Origin of the sequence: Pseudomonas sp. UBA1879 (genome assembly GCF_002338065.1) — a bacterium.
Classification (GTDB): Bacteria; Pseudomonadota; Gammaproteobacteria; order Pseudomonadales; family Pseudomonadaceae; genus Aquipseudomonas.
The window spans coordinates 13,609-31,663 of record NZ_DDHJ01000024.1; the positions used below are offsets into that span (position 1 = coordinate 13,609).

The following is an 18,055-nucleotide window of genomic DNA, read 5'->3' on the forward strand; positions in this document are numbered from 1 at the left end:
AAAGAAATTTCAAGGCTGAGCAGCGGTCTGTTGCACATACCCCGCAAGCGAAGGACCCAGGCATGAAATTCTCGAAGTTTTCACAGGCATTGTCGAAATGGACCGGCAGCCCGAAGACCTTTGTTGCGGCAGTCGTGCTGATTTGTGTATGGGCCGTGACCGGGCCGTTCTTCCATTACAACGACACGTGGCAGCTGATCATCAACACGTCCACGACGATCATCACCTTTCTGATGGTTTTCCTCGTACAGAACACTCAGAACCGCGACACGGATGAGCTGCACATCAAAATCGACGAGCTGCTGCGAGTGACCAAAGACGCGCAGAACGCAGTGCTGAGCCTGGACAATCTGGATCAAAAAGAGCTGCACGCTCTGCGCAAAAAGTACAAGGCCATGGGAGCCCGAGAGGAGGCGGACCATACCCAGCCGTTTCCGGCGTGCGATGCCGATATCGCGAGCGCGAAGACCGCGCCGGCCGCCGACCATTGATCATCCTTGCCGGAACTCCTCCGCGAGCCGCTCTTCTTACCTGATAAGCCCGTCGTCCGGGCGGCTTGATGGATTCGGGAGTCAAACATGCCTACTCAAAACAAAGAGAAGTACACCACCGAGCAGAAGCGCAAAGCGGCGCATATCGAAGACAGTTACGAGTCCAAGGGCGTCTCGAAAGGCGAAGCAGAAGCCCGTGCGTGGGCGACAGTGAACAAGCAGTCCGGCGGGGGTGAAAAGAAAGGCGGGTCCGGCGCGAAAAAGCCATCCACGGCCAAATCTCATGACCGTAAGGATTCAGCCAAACGCGCAGTGGCCACCAAACAGGGCGCTCCTCGCAACAGTGGGCAGTCCCTGGATGCGCAGACCAAAGTCGATCTGATGCAGCGCGCCCGTGGGTTGAACATTCGCGGCCGCTCGACCATGACCAAGCAGGAACTGATCAGCGCGATTCGCAAAGCGGCTTGAGCCGTCAGGCCTGGCCAATCGCGATTTACGGCAACACGCCGCTAAAGGGAGCTCGCCTATGAGCGGATCACGCAGCACCGCAAAGTCTGAAGTCGTTCTGCTGGCGACACACAAGCGTCTGGCGACCCACGAAACCGTCGTGCAACAAGCCTTGGCAGAGCGGATCGCCAGCGTGTTGGGGGCGAAGTTCGTGGGGGCTTACGATCCGGCGTTGCACAAGGATCACGCGCTGTATTACATCCCCTCTGACACGCTCATCGGAAAAGCCGCAGGCGAAGCGCTGAACATTCGCAGCGTCGATGATTTCTTCGGAGGGCTCATCGATCACCCCTTCATGGCGACCAAAGCCATCTCCCACCCCTTGCTCAAAGACGCAACCGCTAAACCCAAAGGCTGGTCTGACCGATTCTTCAAGGACGCCGCCGGTGCCGTACTGTCGGGCTTTAGCGTGTTCAACGAGGCCGATGCCCGACGTGCCGGCGTGCTGCTGTTGAACGACGGCCCGGTGCGCGTGAAACCGGTGTTGGCCACGGCCGGTCGTGGACAAAGGGTGGTTACCTCTAAAGCCGAACTTGATGATGCGCTGGCCGAGCAAGACATGGCTGAAATCGACGAGTGGGGGTTGGTGCTTGAAGAGGACCTGTGCGACGTCGTCACCTACAGCGTGGGTCAAATCCAGGTTGCGGGTATCACGATCAGCTACCACGGCACCCAAAGCCTGACACCAGATAACAACGGCGAAACGGTCTACGGCGGTTCGCAGTTATGGCTGGTGCGTGGCGGTTACGAGACGCTGCTCAAGCTTGATCTTGAAGACGATGTGCGTCGCTCCGTGACTCAAGCCATGAGCTATGAAAAGGCGGCGCTGGACTGTTTTCCCGATTTCCTCGCCTCGCGACGCAATTACGACATCGCCCATGGCACCAACGCGCGGGAAGAAGTTTGCTCCGGTGTGTTGGAGCAGTCGTGGCGGATCGGTGGCGCCAGCCCTGCCGAAATCGAGGCACTGGTGGCCTTTGCAGCCGACCCGTCGTTGCAACGGATGGCCGCGTCCAGCCATGAAATCTACGGGCCGACTACCCTGCCCGCCAATGCCCATCTTCTCTACGAGGGCGACGATCCCGACGTCGGTCTTATCAGCAAATTCACACAGGTCCAGCCTTATGACCGTACGCAGTGAAACCATCGACATTCATGTCAGCGACGACACCATCTCCGGCACCATCCTCACCCCCGGCGCAAAAATGCCCGGCATTCTGTTCGTCCACGGTTGGGGCGGCAGCCAGCAGCGCGACCTGGCACGGGCCAAGAACATCACGGGGTTGGGCTGCGTCTGCCTGACGTTCGACTTGCGCGGGCATGAACGCACTCATGAAATGCGCACGTCCGTATCGCGTGAACACAGCATGGAAGACCTGCTGGCGGCGTATGACCGCCTGGCGAGCCATCCCGCGGTGGATAACAACGCCATTGCGGTGATTGGCAGCAGTTATGGCGGGTACCTGGCGACGATCCTCAGCAGCGTGCGCCCGGTCAAATGGCTCGCCCTGCGCGTGCCGGCACTGTACTGGGACGCAGATTGGGACATGCCGAAACAGGCACTGGACCGGGACAAACTTGCGCACTATCGCCGCTCGGCCGTGACCGCCGCCGACAACCGCGCGCTGGCCGCGTGTAAAGATTTCAAGGGCGACGTGTTGCTGGTGGAGTCGGAGCAAGACGACTACGTACCCCACGCGACGTTGATGAGTTACCGCACGGCGTTCGACCTGGCGCATTCACTCACCTACCGTCTGCTGGACGGCGCCGATCACGGTCTGAGCAGCGACACCAGCCAGCATGCCTATACGACCTTGTTGACGGACTGGATCAGCGAGATGGTCATCGGTTCGCGGCTGGTGGATTACCCACATCATTCAGCGGCGTATTCCTGATACTCCACGCGACTCACAACCTGAGGGAGCCGGCTTGCTGGCTCCCACACTGTAAACCGCCTCAAACATCAGGCGCCCGACATATCCACATCATTCGCCGACACATCCACCCTACTGTCGAACCCCGGCGTGAGGATGATCTTGCGACAGTCCTCTTCGCGCTTATCGAAGATCCGGTAACCGTCCGCCGCCTCTTCCAGCGAAAGCCGATGGGTGATGATCGCATCCGGGGACAATGCGCCTTCCTCGATCAGCTTCAAGAGCTCTGGCAAATAGCGATGCACATGGGTCTGGCCCATCTTGAACGTCAGCCCCTTATCGAATGCGTCGCCAAACATAAAACCATGGATGAAGCCTGCGTAAACCCCCGGCACGCTCACTGTCCCTCCCCTTCGCACGGCAGCGATGCACTGGCGCAACGCCTTGCCGCTGCTGCCCTCCAGTTTGAGGGTCGCGAGGATGGTTTCCGTGGTACTGCCTTTAGCCTCGAAGCCCACTGCGTCGATCACTGCATCGACACCACGCATGCCCGAGGTCTGGCGAACGATGGTGTCCGCCGGGTCGTCATCCTGGTCGAAGTTGATCGGGATCACGCCATAGGTGAACTGGGCGTAAGCGAGACGGTAGGCGTGATGATCGACCATGAAGATCTTCTCCGCACCGAGCATCTTCGCGCATGCGGCGCTGAGCAATCCCACAGGCCCGGCGCCATAAATCGCCACACTTGAGCCCTGTTTAACGCCCGCATTGACGACCGCTTGCCAAGCCGTGGGCAGGATGTCCGACAGGAACAGCACTTTTTCATCCGCGAGCGTCCCCGGGACTTTGAACGGCCCGACGTTGCCTTTCGGCACCCGCACGTACTCCGCTTGCCCACCCGGCACGCCGCCGTACAAATGGCTGTAACCGAACAAGGCCGCGCCAGGCGCAATGGATTTCTTATTCAGAATCGCCCCTCGCCCTGTGTTGGTGGTTTCGCACGCGGCGAATGCGTCCATCTGACAGAAAAAGCAACTGCCGCACGCGATCACGAAGGGAATCACCACCCGGTCGCCCGGCTTGACCGCCGTCACCTGCGGCCCCACTTCCTCGACGATGCCCATGAATTCATGGCCAAAGATGTCGCCCTGCTCGGTGGCCGGAATCTTGCCGCGATACAAGTGCAGGTCCGAGCCACAAATGGCGGTGGCCGTAACCTTCAATAGCACATCGTCGGCTTCCTGGAGGATGGGATCGGCGACGGTTTCGACACGTACATCGTGGGCGCCGTGATACGTCAAAGCACGCATGAACATCTCCTTGGCCCGCAGGCCAGAGCGCTTTCCAGAGGCATGCAATAAGGATAGGCGCCTGCGCGACGAAGTTCAGGGGTGCGTCATGCAGGTGACCAACGGCCTCGGCCGATGCGAAGCGCGATCGGGCGTTGGGTGGAGATGAACGTTCGGCGCCGTGCGCACAGCACTGTGGGAGTGAGCTTGCTCACGAAGGCGTTGGGTCAGTCACTTTTGAGTGAAAGGTTCACCGCTTTCGTGAGCAAGCTCACTCCCACAGGTCATCTGCGCTGCATGAGAACACTGTGCCAACGACTTACATCACCCGCGCTGCCTGAAGGCGACGAGCCCGTCATTCAGGTGATCGGCGCCGGGTTGAACAGGGTGATGTCGTTGTGAAGACGATAGTGCTCGGTCCAGGTTTTCTTCTTGCCGCTGGCGACATCGAGGTAGAAGTGGAACAGCTCCCAGCCCAGTTCCTCGATGCTCGCGCGACCGGTTGCGATGCGGCCGGCGTCGATATCGATCAGGTCCGGCCAGCGGTGTGCCAGCTCGGTCCGGGTCGAGACCTTGACCACCGGCGACATCGCGAGGCCATACGGCGTGCCGCGTCCCGTGGTGAACACATGCAGGTTCATCCCGGCCGCCAGTTGCAGCGTGCCGCAGACGAAGTCGCTGGCGGGCGTAGCGCAGAAAATCAGCCCCTTGCGATTGACCCGCTCACCTGGGCCTAGCACGCCGTTGATCGCGCTGTTGCCGGATTTGACGATCGATCCCAAGGACTTCTCGACAATGTTCGATAACCCGCCCTTCTTGTTGCCCGGCGTGGTGTTGGCGCTGCGGTCCGCTTCGCCCTTGGCCAGATAACGGTCGTACCAGTCCATTTCGCTCACCAGCGCTTCGGCCACTTGGGTGGTTTCGGCGCGGGAGGTAAGCAGGTAGATCGCGTCACGCACTTCGGTCACTTCCGAGAACATCACCGTCGCGCCAGCGCGCAACAGCAGATCGGAGGCGTAGCCCAGCGCCGGGTTGGCGGTGATGCCGGAAAACGCATCGCTGCCGCCGCACTGCATGCCCAGAATCAGCTCGGAGGCTGGCACCGTCTCGCGACGACGCTGATCGAGCTTCTTCAAGCGCACCTCGGCCAGCTCCATGATCTGCTCGATCATCTCATTGAAACCGTGTTTCGAATCCTGCAGGCGATACATCCACTCGTCACTCAGGTCGACCGAGGGGTCGTTCTGATGCATCACCTGCTCAGCCTGCAATTTCTCGCAACCCAAGCCGACCACCAACGCCTCGCCCCCCAGGTTCGGGTTGCGCGCCAGGTTGCGTACGGTGCGGATCGGAATGTAAGCATCCTTGGCCGTGATCGCCACGCCACAGCCGTAGGTGTGGGTGATGGCCACCACGTCATCGACGTTCGGGTATTTCGGCAGCAGCTCGTCACGAATGCGCTTCACTGCGAAGTCCAGCACGCCAGTGACGCATTGGACCGTGGTAGTGATGCCGAGGATGTTGCGCGTACCCACCGTGCCATCGGCGTTGCGATAGCCCTCGAAGGTGAAGCCTTCCAGCGGCTCGCCTCGGCCCGGCACATCGGTGGACAGCGGTAGGCTGTCCAGCGGCGGCGCGCTCGGCATGCGCAATTGATCTTCTTTGACCCAACTGCCGCGGGGAATCGGCTGCAGGGCATACCCGATGGTTTGCCCGTACCGGATCACCGCCCCGCCTTCGGGAATGTCCACGGTGTTGACCTTGTGGCTTTGCGGCACGTTATCGATGGTCACCAGACCATTGTCGAACTCTGTTCCCGCCGGTACGCCCTGGTCATTGACCACGACGACAACGTTATCGCGCTCATGCAAGCGGATGTAACGCGGCGAGTCGGCATGTTGAATCAAGTTCATCACGGTTTTCCTCGTTTTTTGCGCTTGAGCTCAGCTTTTGGCTTGAGAAACACTGCCGACGTCGCTGGCTCGCAAATCACCCTGCGTTGGGGTGTCTTTCAATTCCACACGTTTGATCTCGCCCACGATGAACACATAGCTGATCACCGCCACCAGCGCGTTGGCGCTGACGAACACCAGCGCCCATTTGAAAGAGCCAGTAGAGCTGATGATGTAGCCGATGACGATCGGGGTGGTGATCGACGCGATGTTGCCAAACATGTTGAACAGCCCGCCGGACAGCCCCGCGATTTGTTTCGGCGAAGCGTCAGACATCACCGCCCAGCCCAATGCGCCCACGCCTTTGCCGAAGAAGGCCAGCGCCATGAAGCCCACGACGACCCACTCAATGTCCACGTAGTTACAGGTCACGATCGACGTCGAGAGCAACAGACCGCCAATGATCGGCGCCTTACGCGCGAAGGTCAGGGACTTGCCGCGACGCAGCAGCCAGTCGGAAATGATCCCGCCGAGTACGCCACCGATGAAGCCGCAGATCGCGGGCAGCGAGGCGATGAAACCGGCCTTGAGGATGGTCATGCCGCGCTCTTGTACCAGGTACACCGGAAACCAGGTCAGGAAGAAGTACGTGATGCCGTTGATGCAGTACTGGGCCAGATAGATGCCCAACATCATACGGTTGGTCAGCAGTTGCTTCACGTAGTCCCATTTCGGACCGCCACTTTTCCCCTTGCCCTGATCGTTATCCATATCGATCATGCCGCCGTTGTCGGCGATGTGATCGAGTTCGGCCTTGTTGATCATCGGGTGGTTGCGCGGGCTGTGGATGATTTTCAGCCAGATCAGCGAGAACAGGATGCCGATGCCGCCCATCACGATGAACACATGCTGCCAACCGAAACTGAAAACGATCCAGCCCATAATGGGCGCGAACAGCACGGTGGCGAAGTATTGCGCTGAGTTGAAGATCGCCGAGGCGGTGCCGCGCTCGGAGGTCGGGAACCAGGCCGCGACAATACGCGCGTTGCCGGGGAACGAAGGCGCTTCGGCCAGGCCCACCAGAAACCGCAGCATGAACAACGCGACGATCGCGGTCGAGAGGCCGAATTCACCCACGTAGCCCTGAAGCACGGTGAACAACGACCAGGTGAAGATGCTCAGTGCGTAGATTTTCTTCGAACCAAAACGGTCGAGCAGCCAGCCACCAGGGATCTGACCGGCAACATAGGCCCAGCCAAAGGCGGAGAAGATATAACCGAGGGTAACGGCGTCGATGCCGAGGCTTTTTTGCAGACTGGAGCCAGCGATGGCGATGGTGGCACGGTCGGCGTAGTTGATCGTGGTCACCAGAAACAGCATGAGCAGAATCAAATAGCGGACGTGCGTCGGCTTGGTTTTTTGCATGTTCGAAAACTCCCACTCATTATTTTTTTACGCGGGTTAAACGATTTTTTATGTGTGTGCTGCTCGCCTCTGCCCCTAAATCCAGATGCGATTGAAGCGTTGCAAGGTGTCGCGGGTGATGCCCAGAGTTGAACTCACGCGCAGGCAGCCCTGCCCGCACGAATTGCGTGAAACGTTGTTGAAATGAACGAAGCCTCGACGGCAAAAAACCGCTGATCACTCAGCGGTTTTGCGGGAAGCCGGCCGTTATTGCTGACCTTGCTTGTCCATCAGCGCAGCGAGCATGTCGAACTCTTCCGGCGTCAGGTCGGTCAGTGGCGCCCGGACCGGGCCGGCGTCGTAGCCAGCGATTTTCGCGCCTGCCTTGACGATGCTGACCGCGTAGCCAGCTTTGCGGTTACGAATGTCCAGGTACGGCAGGAAGAAGTCGTCGATCAGCTTGCCCACGGTGGCGTGATCGTCTTTAGCGATCGCGTGGTAGAAGTCCATGGCCAGTTTTGGCACGAAGTTGAAAACGGCGGAGGAGTACACAGGCACGCCCAGCGCCTTGTAGGCAGCGGCGTAGACTTCTGCGGTTGGCAGACCGCCGAGGTACGAGAAACGGTCGCCCATACGGCGGCGAATCGAAACCATCAGCTCGATGTCGCCCAGGCCGTCCTTGTAGCCGATCAGGTTCGGGCAACGCTCGGCCAGTTGCTCCAACAGCGCAGGGGTCAGGCGGCAAACGTTACGGTTGTAGACGACGACACCAATCTTGACCGACTTGCACACCTCTTCAACGTGGCGGGCCACACCGTCCTGGCTGGCTTCAGTCAGGTAGTGCGGCAGCAGCAGCAAGCCTTTGGCGCCCAGACGTTCAGCTTCCTGAGCCTGTTGGATCGCTTGACGGGTCGGACCACCGACGCCCGCCAGGATCGGCACGCTCTTCTCACAGGTATCTACGGCCGTCTTGATGACTTCGGAGTATTCGCTGCCGGTCAGGGAGAAAAACTCACCTGTACCGCCTGCCGCGAACAGGGCAGAAGCGCCGTAAGGGGCCAGCCACTCAAGACGTTTGACGTAGCCAGCGCGGTGGAAATCGCCCTGGGCATTGAAGTCGGTAACCGGGAAGGACAGCAGACCGTGGGAAAGGATGGACTTCAGTTCTTGTGGATTCATTATTCGAACACCCTGGGAAGCTAATTGTATGAATGGATCACCAGACCTGTGCTGATGTCGTAAGTCATCGTACAACTAGGAATGACATCTCTCAATAGGGGTGCGGAATTATTTATCTGGGGAGGGGATGAGTGGTGGCGCGGCAGGGAAATCAGTCATTGCCAATATAAAGATGCGCTGGTAGGCCAGAGCACGTGCGCCCTGTGGGAGTGAACTCGCTCACGAAGGCGCGATTGAAGCTGCTGAATGTATGGCGGATGTACTGACCTCTTCGAGAGCAAGCTCACTCCCACGGGTCGCTCCTCTACGCAAGGTAAAGGGAGGAAACGAGAAGCCGGCGTCCATCACATGAGGTCATACGACCTCAGCCTCAGTGCGATTCGGTGAGATCATTCCGTAGCCTCTCGCCTCGCCTGCATGTAGTCCATGTCTGAAGTTGATCCGCATCAACGCCCGGCCATCTTCCGATGCCGCAAGGCCCGCCGCTACAGTCCTCTTCGCCCCCTCCACGGATATTTCAAAGCAAGGACATCCCATGGCAATTGACGCTTTTCTACAGATCGACGGTATTCCAGGTGAATCACTGGACGCCCAGTTCCCCCAGTGGATCGAGATGGAAGACTTCGACGTTGGCGCCAGTCAGTCAGCATCGGCAACGACCACCAGTTCAGGCGGCGCCTCCAGTGGGCGAGCTCGAATGAGCGACTTGTTCTTTCGCAAAGCCGTCGACAAAGCCACGCCCAAGCTTCACGAAGCCTGTTGCAGCGGCAAGCACTTCAAAGAGGTGAAGATCGCACTCAACCGCGCCGGGGCCGATAAGGTCAAGTACATGGAAATCACGCTGGAAGAGGTGATCATCTCGTCGGTATCGCTGGTCGGCAATGGCAGCGTAGAAGGCGGGTTCCCAAGCGAAATCGTTCGCCTGAACTACGCCAGAATCAAAATGGCCTACATCCAGCAGAAACGCTCCGACGGCTCGGGCGGCGGACAAATTGTAGGGGGTTGGGATGGTGTTGCTAACAAGGTTTATGCCTGATCAGGAGCGGCGGGAATGAGCAATAAAGAAACAACTCCCGACCTTGTCTATTGCACCTATGTACTGAACGGTGAGCCTTTAAGCCGATTGGTGTGTGATGGGGTGTCTTATGATGCGTTTTCTGGAGACGCTTCCAGTTACGTTAATGATGTGCGCTATCAGGATGTACCCGATCTTGGTCCTTTGCCCCTTGGGAAGTATTACATTCTCGATAGAGAGTCTGGGGGATGGACAGGGTGGATCAGAGACCCTATACAAGACCGCATCGCAGAAACCGACAGAAGTGAATGGCTAAGCCTGTATCGGGACGACGACTTGATTGATGATAAAACCAGTATCAATAACACTCAGAGAGGTGCATTCCGAATACACCCAATCGGACCGCGTGGCATCAGCCAAGGTTGTGTGACACTGTTTCCCCCCTTGCGTTTGAAGTACTTAGAGGTTACATACGCAACCGTCCAGGTGAAACCTTGCCAGGGAAAAGTATTAAATACTACGGCATACTGGAAGTTATCGAGGAAGTCACGACCACCATTCAATGAAAAAGATCTTATTGATACTTACGCAAACGAGCTCTGCACTTGCACTGACCTTATCCATAGCGTACTTCGCAATGAATATGGGACCGTTTAAATGGATCCTTCAGACAAAAGGAGGCATGCAGGCGTACATATGGTTACTTCATTCGTGGGGCGGCAGCGGCATTGAGGATGGAGAGGATATGCTTACTCTCCTGGCGCTAGGCATAGCGTTACCGCTCGCCATTTTGATCTGCAAGATCATCCGCCTACTTTTTAGGAAAATTCCAACATCATAGGTATAAATATATTCCTTCAAAGACTTTTAAAAAAAGCCTCTCGGCAATCGCCCAAGTCATCTTTACGTTTGTACTGACGCTCTTACTCGCAAGATGCTTGATGACGTTGGGACCAGTAAGCTGGTTACTCCAGACCAAAATAGGACTACACGCACACTTGTGGTTACTGAAGTCCTTGGGAATGAGCGGCATGGAAGACGCATTGGACACACTTGTATTTATCTCGCTGCTCGCAACGGTTCCACCGTCAATTTTGATCTGTAGGGTTGTGACCAAACTATTGAAAAAAATCAATTTCAGGGAGTGAGAATGCTTGTCAACCGGTTAGTCGAGAAGGTATCAGGATCCATTCACAGCCCTGGATACACTCATCGTGGTGTCATACCGCGCAGTATTGCCCCCAGCAATCTGATTATACGCTTCGCTCAGGCGCCGCTTGAAAATTTGAAGAGCCCGAGATTATAAAAAATGCGTCCCCACACCTTAATGACATATAGCCTGGCCAACATCGCCCAAATTGTATTCACGCTCGCGCTCACAGTTGCACTCGGTTATTGCGTATTGAATCTGGGCCCCATTAAATGGATGCTTCAAAATGGGGTGCTCCGGGAAATTTTTTTCTGGTTAATGGGTGTGTTGGATTTGCAAGGTACCGAGGACGCCGAAGATTTACTCAGCCTCATTTCACTGTGCCTGGCGCTACCTCCTTCAATTTTGATCTGTGTATTAGCAAAGGGATTTCTACAGAAACGGAAGCGCTAATCAATTTTGTTCTGCATGGGGTGTGACCAAACTATTGGAAAAAAATCAATTTCAGGGAATGAAAATTCTGGTTTACCGCTTATGGTCTTCGCTCTACAGATCGTCATTACGCTCGCACTTGTCAGACTATTGGCCTATGTCTTGTTTAACCTGGGTCCTGTGGGATGGCTGTATCAAACCCGATTCGGCTTTAATGCACTGCAATGGCTGCTTCATTTTATGGGGTGGCAAGGAATCGAAGACACATTGGACGCATTGATTTTCATGTCGTATGGCTCCGTGCTGCCATTGTCGATATGGATCTGCGCTCTGCTGACGCGTCGTTGGAAACTCATATTCAGGAGAAACAAAAGTGATCAACAGAAGGTTGATTAAGCATATTGCAATAAAAGCCCTGCAGATTGCGTTTACTCTTGCGACGACACTGTTTTTAGCCTACTGCATGATGAATTGGGGGCCGGCTGACTGGATACTACAATCCCGTTTTGGGCGAGACGCACTTCATTGGCTAATGAGCGAATTCGATTGGATGGGCTGCGAGGGCGCCTTGGATACACTTATCGTCACGTCTTGCGGGGCAGTGTTGCCTGCGGCAATCTGGCTATGTAATTTGCTGACCCGTTACTTGCGCACCTTGAAAGTACGAGGTCATAAAAAATGCGCCTCCGCACTCTAATAAATATCGCCTTGGTAAAGATGGCCCAAGTCGCATTCATTTTCGTGCTCACGATCGCGCTCGGTTATTGCGTTCTGAATCTGAAACCCGTGCAATGGTTATTCGACAGTTGGATAGGTGCGAGTGCCCACCGGTGGTTTCTGGAAGCAATGGGCAGCAAGGATCTGCGTGACATGCTGGATTGCTTCACCATCATGTGGCTAAGCATGACTCCATCCATCGCCGTCTGGATCTGTGTATTACTGACCCGTTACCTGCGCCGGGAGATGCGCCCTGCCCAATCTGCTCAGCGTTAGCGCACCGCCCGATGGCGTTGCACTTGGCGAGAGGGCTCGGGCAACCTCAGGCCCGCTGCGACTCCGCCTCTTCATGCGCATGACGCAGCCGCTCGCGGCTGTTGGTCAGGTGCAGGCGCATCGCGGCGCGTGCAGCATCGGAATCCTGGCGCGCAATGGCGTCGTAGATTTCTTCGTGTTCGCGGCTCAGGCGGTTCATGTAGTGCTGATGATCGTCATGGGCCAGACGCGCCGAATTCAACCGGGTGCGTGGAATGATGCTGGTGCCCAGGTGATTCATGATGTCGGTGAAGTAGCGGTTGCCGGTGGACAGCGCTATTGCCATGTGGAACTGGAAGTCCGCGCCTACCGCATCGCTGGCGTGGGAGGCGCCTTCATTGAGGGCATCGAGGGCAGCGCGCATGTCGGCGAGCTGCTCGGTCGAACGACGTTGCGCCGCAAGCCCTGCTGACTCGACTTCGAGGCTGATTCGCAGTTCGAGAATCGCCAATACATCGCGCAAGGTGACGATGGTGGCCGGATCGATCCGAAAGCCGCTCGGGCTTGGCGTGTCGAGTACGAAAGTGCCGATGCCGTGGCGTGTTTCGACCAGCCCCGACGCCTGCAATCGGGAAATGGCTTCACGCACGACAGTGCGGCTGACGCCCTGCTCTTCCATGATCGCCGACTCGGTCGGCAGCTTGTCACCGCGTTTGAGCGCTCCGTTGCGGATGCGCTCGGAGAGTTCGGTGACCAATTCTTGTGCCAGGCTGCGGTGCTTTCGACGGGCGCGAGGCGGAGCACTCTGATTTTCCATATCCAACATGCATCTCTAAATACGGTGAAAGGTCAATCATAGCTCACCGGGTTGTACGATCACACAACAAACCCGGCGAGTTCGTAGGTTTTTGCGGCAGATTCACCATTTAACGTTGCGTCAGATCGCGGTCTCGGTAATGGATTGCTCCTTCAACTGGCTATCCTCGATGCGCACATGGCGGCGATGGAAACGTTTCAAGCTGCTGCGATGCCCGATGCTGAGCAGCGTCACGCCCGGCAGCTCATCAAGCACTGCCTGATACAGCGTCGCTTCGTCTTCTTCGTCCATCGCCGAAGTCGCTTCGTCCAGATATAGCCAGTCGGGCGCGAACAGCAGTGCCCGGGCGAATGCCACGCGCTGCTGCTCACCGGGCGACAGCATGCGCTGCCAGTGATTGCTCTCGTCCAACCGCGGCACCAGATGACTCAAACGGCAAGTGTCCAGGACCTGGGCAAAGCGCTCGGCTGGATACACCTCTGGTGCCTGGGGATAACTCAAGGCTTCGCGCAACGTGCCGATCGGCAGATAAGGTTTCTGCGGCAAGAAGAACGCCCGTTTCGCGGGTAGCTTCACCGCGCCGTGGCCCTCATTCCACAGGCCACCCATGGCGCGCAACAGCGTGCTTTTGCCGCTGCCGGAGCGACCACTCAACATCACCTTCTCGCCCGCGGCGATGTCGATGTTGGCGTTGTTCAGCAACTGACGACCACCCAGCAATGACAGGCCCAGATTCTGCACGTGCAGCGCGTCGCCCTGATGGTCGACATCAATGGAGGGCACGCAGGCTTCGTTTTCGTCCATGGCCTGACGGAAGCTGAGCAGACGATCGCAGGTCGCCCGCCACGATGCCAACTGGGTATACGCGTCGATGAACCAGCTGAAGTTTTCCTGCACGTTGCCGAACGCCGAGTTGATTTGCATCAGCTCGCCCAGCTCGATCTTCCCGGCGAAATAGCGCGGCGCGGCCACGACGAAGGCGAACACGATGGCAATTTGTGAGTAACCGGCGGTGAAGAACGTCAGACGTTTCTGCACTTTCATGATGGTCCAGAAGTTGCTCCAGACCATGCCGAAGCGAGCGCTAAGGCGTTGATTCTCGTTGGCCTCGCCGTCGGACAGCGCAATGCTCTCGGCATTTTCACGCACCCGCACCAGTGAGAAACGCATGTCGGCCTCATAGCGCTGTTGCTGGTTGCTCAGGCCGATCAGGCGTCTGCCGATCAGGTGAGTCAGCCAACTGCCGACGGCGGCATAAAGCAGCGCGGCCCAGAACATGTAACCGGGGATGGTGATGCCGAACAATTCGATGCTGCCGGACACGCCCCACAGGATCACCGAGAACGACACCAGACTCACCACCGTGCGCAGCAGGCCAAGGCTCAGGCTCAGGGTATCGGAGGTGAAGTTGTTGAGGTCTTCGGACAGACGCTGGTCAGGGTTATCGGTGTAACCGCCCTGCTCCAGCCGGTAATAATTCTTGTGGGCGAGCCACTTGGTGAAATGCTTTTCGGTGAGCCAGCGACGCCAGCGGATGGTCAGCATTTGCGTCAGATATAGGCGATACACCGCGCCAAGAATGGCGATAGCAGCGATGCCGCAGAAATACAGAATCAGGTGGGTGAACGCCCCGAGATCCTTGTTTTGCAGGGCGTTGTAAAAATCGCGATACCAGCGGTTGACCAGCACGGAGATGAACACACTGAACAGCGACAGCGCGATCACTGCAATGAGCAAGACCCAGGCCATGCCCTTTTCTTCGCTGCGCCAGTACGGCGCAACCAACTTCCAGACCCGGGAGAAAAAGCTTCCGGTCACAGCGTCATTGACCCTGGATTCATCAATATCAAAATTCATGGCAGCGGCTCGGCGGCAGGCATTTAGTGGCGTCGGGACCAATGTGCCAGACGCCACGCACGGTCTTCCATGAATAAATCTTTAACCAGCGATCCTCGCTTAGCGGCGGACCGGGCGCTTCTGCAGCTTCCGTTGCAACGTCCGTCGATGCATCCCCAATGCTCGCGCTGTGGCCGAAATATTGCCTTCGTGCTCGGTCAATACGCGCTGAATGTGCTCCCACTGCAGGCGGTCCACGGACATCGGATTCTCTGGCACCAGGGTGTCGAGATCGGCGTGCTCGGACAACAGCGCGGCCAGCACATCGTCTGCATCGGCGGGTTTGCACAGGTAGTTGCAGGCGCCGCGCTTGATGGCTTCGACAGCGGTGGCAATGCTCGAATAACCGGTCAGTATCAGGACCCGCATTTCCGGGTCCAGTTCCAACAGCTTGGGCAGCAGCACCAGACCGGAGTCGCCCTCCATCTTCAAATCGACGGTGGCATAGTCCGGCAGATCTTCCTGTGCCAGCTTCAGACCTTCCTCAGCGGAACCGGCGGTGCTGACGCGAAAACCACGGCGCGCCATGGCCCGGGCCATCACTCGGGTAAAGGTGGCGTCGTCGTCCACCAGCAACAGGTGCGGCAGCTCTTCGCCCTCGACCTGGATTTCTTCAGTCATGCTTCATCTCCTGTTGCGTTCCGGGGCAGGCGCAGCTCGGTGAGCGTGCCGCCTTCCTCGTGGGGATAGAGTTTCACCGAGCCACCGGCGCGGGTCACGCTGGCCTTGCTCAAGAACAGGCCCAGGCCGAAGCCTTTGCCCTTGGTGGTGAAAAAAGGTTTGCCGATCTGTTCGGCAACCGCCAGCGGGACCCCTGCCCCGTGATCGCGAATGCGGATGCTGATTTCCACGGCGCTCCAGTCCAGATTGACCTCCAGCCCTTCGGGGCAGGCGTCGGCGGCGTTGTTCAGCAAGTTCAGCAGGGCTTGGGTCAGATCGGGAGGCGGCGCGACCATTGGTACGTCGCCCTGCCCCAGACGCTGAAACCGGTAGCTCGCTTCCGGGCGCATCAGGTGCCAGCGGTTGAGGGCCTGATCGAGCCAGTGGGTGACGGTCTGCTCCTGCACGGCAAGACGACGATTGGCCTCAGCCGCACGCACGAGTTGCTGCAAGGTTTCCTTACACAGCTTGACCTGATCCTGCAGCACCGACAGGTCTTCTTGCAGCGCCGGATCTTTGTGATCCTGCTGCATTTCTTTGAGCAGCACGCTCATGGTCGCCAGCGGCGTGCCCAACTCATGAGCAGCGCCCGCTGCCTCGGTCGCCACCGCCAGCAGTTGCTGATCCCGAGCGCCTTCTTCGCGGCGCAATGCACGCATCTGTTCCTGACGCCGCAATTCTTCGGCCATGCGTGCCGCAAAAAATGTGATGACCCCCGCTGCAAGGGCAAAGCTCAGCCACATGCCGTAGATCTGCATCTTCTCCCGCGCAGCAGCGAACGCCTCGATCGGGTAGAAATTGGCCAGCATCAACGTGTACAGCGCCAACGCGATGCCCGACAAAATCAGCGAATAGCGCCACGGCAGGGTCACCGCAGCAATGGTCAGCGGCACCAGATAGTAGGAAACGAAAGGATTGGTCGACCCACCGGAAAAAAACAGCAGCGCGCTGTGGATGAACAGGTCGAACGCCAGCTGTACGGCGTATTCCAGTTCGGTCACAGGCCAGGAGGTGCGCAACCTGATCGCCGTCAGTAGACAGACGATGGCGGAAAAACCCAGGGTGATGTCCAGTTGCAGCCATGGCAACGGCAGCAGGTTGAACAGGTACGCAAAGCCCACCGAACCGGCTTGGGCGCCGAGCACCAGAATGCGGATGAACGTCAGTCGCCAAAGGTTCTGACGCGTGGCAGAGAGTAATTGTACGGGGGCGAGCATGAGCTCTCCTGATGAGCGCTCCAGGCAGACCGGAGCGAGTATAACCAATGGGACAGCGGTTTCCGCCAATGTGCGTCAAAGCGCCACAGTAGACGGCTTTCGCGCAGACAAGCGATCGACTCACGCATGTGGGAGCGGGCTTGCTGGCGAAGGCGGCGCATCCGTCGCTTCAGCAGGTACAGCCAGACCGCTTTCGCCAGCGAGCCGGCTCCCGCAATAGTGGGTACCTCGGTCCTTTCGGAACAAGAACCCGGCATGACAGTCTGATGGGCATCCGTCCGCCAGCGCTTCACACCAGCCCCTCGGACGGCTCGCCAAACAAGGAGTTTCACATGTTCAGCCTTCGCCCCACTGCCATCGCCCTCACCTTCGGCGCCGCCACGCTGGCCAGCGCCGGCGTCATGGCCGAAGACGTGCATTACAATCAGGTGTCCGTACGTGCCGAGGTCAATCAGGAAGTTCAGCGCGATCTGATGACCGTGACCGTGTACACCGAGTCCCAGAACACCGACCCGGCCAAACTCGCCGCCGGGATCACCGAATCCCTCAACAAAGCTCTCGGCGAAGCCCGTCAAGTCAAGGAAGTGACCATCCGCCAAGGCAGCCGTAACAGCTACCCCATTTATGACGACAAAGGACAGAAGATCACCGGCTGGCGTGAGCGCGCCGAGCTGCGCCTGGAAAGTCCGGATTTTGCAGCGCTGTCCAAACTCACCGGCGAACTGCTGGGCAGCGACATGAAAATGGGCGGCATGGACTTCTCGATCTCTGATCCGGCGCGCAAGGCCAGCGAAGACACCCTGTTGAAAAACGCCGTCACAGCTTTCAAAGCCCGTGCGCAGTTGGTCACCGATGCCCTGGGCGGCAGCGGTTACAAGCTGGTCAACCTGAACCTGAACACCTCGGGTTATCCACAGCCTTATTTGCGTGCGCCGGTCATGATGATGAAAGCCGCCGCCCGCTCCGACGCTGCGCCAACGCCTGATGTCGAAGCCGGCACTAGCCAGGTCAGCGTCACCGCCGACGGGGTGATCGAAGTCGCGATACCTTGACAACAACCCGCGGCAGTCAAGGGCTGCCGCGGGTCCTTCTTTCTACCCCCGCCCTTTTCCTGACGTCCAGTCGCCCCTTCTCCATTCACCTGCTAACGGGTCCTACGCAGAGCCGCGCCCTGTCTGATTTGCACACCCCGCCAGATCCGTACACTCGCCCCCCGTAGCACTACAAAACATTTCACGACTGGAGCGTCTGACTGCCCGG

General features: G+C 58.0%; 16 protein-coding genes. 8 read left to right on the forward strand and 8 right to left on the reverse strand.

What is annotated here, in order from left to right:
* Positions 1-62 precede the first annotated feature (62 nt).
* The 4 genes from B3N48_RS25265 to B3N48_RS25280 all read left to right on the forward strand — a co-directional run bounded on the left by B3N48_RS25265 (position 63) and on the right by B3N48_RS25280 (position 2,893).
* Positions 63-491 (forward strand): low affinity iron permease family protein, encoded by a 429-nt coding sequence (locus B3N48_RS25265; RefSeq protein ID WP_296188363.1) that lies wholly within the window; start codon positions 63-65, stop codon positions 489-491.
* Positions 492-578: 87 nt separating this feature from the next.
* Positions 579-959 carry a Rho termination factor N-terminal domain-containing protein gene (locus B3N48_RS25270; RefSeq protein WP_296188366.1) on the forward strand — a complete coding sequence of 127 codons (381 nt, stop codon included), beginning with the start codon at positions 579-581 and terminating at the stop codon, positions 957-959.
* Positions 960-1,017: 58 nt separating this feature from the next.
* Positions 1,018-2,139 (forward strand): DUF3182 family protein, encoded by a 1,122-nt coding sequence (locus tag B3N48_RS25275; protein ID WP_296188367.1) that lies wholly within the window; start codon positions 1,018-1,020, stop codon positions 2,137-2,139.
* A complete protein-coding gene (locus B3N48_RS25280; RefSeq protein WP_296188370.1) occupies positions 2,123-2,893 on the forward strand; it encodes an alpha/beta hydrolase family protein in 771 nt (256 codons plus the stop codon). Before B3N48_RS25275 ends, B3N48_RS25280 begins: the two co-directional genes overlap by 17 nt.
* Before the next feature lie 68 nt (positions 2,894-2,961).
* Here B3N48_RS25280 and B3N48_RS25285 read toward each other — a convergent pair whose 3' ends face one another.
* From B3N48_RS25285 to kdgD, 4 genes are all read right to left on the reverse strand, one after another.
* Complete coding sequence (locus B3N48_RS25285; protein WP_296188372.1) at positions 2,962-4,182, reverse strand: zinc-dependent alcohol dehydrogenase; 1,221 nt, start codon at positions 4,180-4,182, stop codon at positions 2,962-2,964.
* Positions 4,183-4,520: 338 nt separating this feature from the next.
* The gene (garD, locus tag B3N48_RS25290; protein ID WP_296188375.1) at positions 4,521-6,074 is read right to left on the reverse strand and encodes a galactarate dehydratase; all 1,554 of its coding nucleotides are present in this window, start codon (positions 6,072-6,074) and stop codon (positions 4,521-4,523) included.
* Positions 6,075-6,104: 30 nt separating this feature from the next.
* Positions 6,105-7,478 (reverse strand): MFS transporter, encoded by a 1,374-nt coding sequence (locus B3N48_RS25295; protein WP_296188377.1) that lies wholly within the window; start codon positions 7,476-7,478, stop codon positions 6,105-6,107.
* Positions 7,479-7,724: 246 nt separating this feature from the next.
* Positions 7,725-8,636, reverse strand: a complete 912-nt coding sequence (gene kdgD, locus B3N48_RS25300; protein WP_296188379.1) for a 5-dehydro-4-deoxyglucarate dehydratase — start codon at positions 8,634-8,636, stop codon at positions 7,725-7,727.
* A gap of 535 nt (positions 8,637-9,171) precedes the next feature.
* Between kdgD and B3N48_RS25305 the strand changes: the two genes are divergently transcribed.
* From B3N48_RS25305 to B3N48_RS25315, 3 genes are all read left to right on the forward strand, one after another.
* Positions 9,172-9,672 carry an Hcp family type VI secretion system effector gene (locus B3N48_RS25305; protein WP_296188381.1) on the forward strand — a complete coding sequence of 167 codons (501 nt, stop codon included), beginning with the start codon at positions 9,172-9,174 and terminating at the stop codon, positions 9,670-9,672.
* Positions 9,673-9,687: 15 nt separating this feature from the next.
* The gene (locus B3N48_RS25310; RefSeq protein WP_414704284.1) at positions 9,688-10,308 is read left to right on the forward strand and encodes a DUF2778 domain-containing protein; all 621 of its coding nucleotides are present in this window, start codon (positions 9,688-9,690) and stop codon (positions 10,306-10,308) included.
* Between the two features lie 1,603 nt (positions 10,309-11,911).
* The gene (locus tag B3N48_RS25315; protein ID WP_296188384.1) at positions 11,912-12,226 is read left to right on the forward strand and encodes a hypothetical protein; all 315 of its coding nucleotides are present in this window, start codon (positions 11,912-11,914) and stop codon (positions 12,224-12,226) included.
* 46 nt (positions 12,227-12,272) lie between these two features.
* Here the strand turns inward: B3N48_RS25315 and B3N48_RS25320 are convergent, their stop codons facing one another.
* The 4 genes from B3N48_RS25320 to B3N48_RS25335 all read right to left on the reverse strand — a co-directional run bounded on the left by B3N48_RS25320 (position 12,273) and on the right by B3N48_RS25335 (position 16,795).
* Positions 12,273-13,022, reverse strand: coding sequence for a FadR/GntR family transcriptional regulator (locus B3N48_RS25320; RefSeq protein WP_296188541.1), 750 nt, complete (start codon positions 13,020-13,022; stop codon positions 12,273-12,275).
* A gap of 120 nt (positions 13,023-13,142) precedes the next feature.
* On the reverse strand, positions 13,143-14,879 hold the full coding sequence (locus tag B3N48_RS25325) for an ABC transporter ATP-binding protein/permease (protein ID WP_296188386.1): 1,737 nt from the start codon (positions 14,877-14,879) through the stop codon (positions 13,143-13,145).
* A gap of 99 nt (positions 14,880-14,978) precedes the next feature.
* Positions 14,979-15,539 carry a response regulator transcription factor gene (locus B3N48_RS25330; RefSeq protein ID WP_296188388.1) on the reverse strand — a complete coding sequence of 187 codons (561 nt, stop codon included), beginning with the start codon at positions 15,537-15,539 and terminating at the stop codon, positions 14,979-14,981.
* Entirely contained in the window at positions 15,536-16,795 is a 1,260-nt protein-coding gene (locus B3N48_RS25335; RefSeq protein ID WP_296188392.1) for an ATP-binding protein, read from the reverse strand. Before B3N48_RS25335 ends, B3N48_RS25330 begins: the two co-directional genes overlap by 4 nt.
* A gap of 332 nt (positions 16,796-17,127) precedes the next feature.
* On the opposite strand from B3N48_RS25335, the gene B3N48_RS25340 reads away from it, so the two are divergent.
* On the forward strand, positions 17,128-17,847 hold the full coding sequence (locus B3N48_RS25340) for an SIMPL domain-containing protein (protein ID WP_296188393.1): 720 nt from the start codon (positions 17,128-17,130) through the stop codon (positions 17,845-17,847).
* Positions 17,848-18,055: the final 208 nt, after the last annotated feature.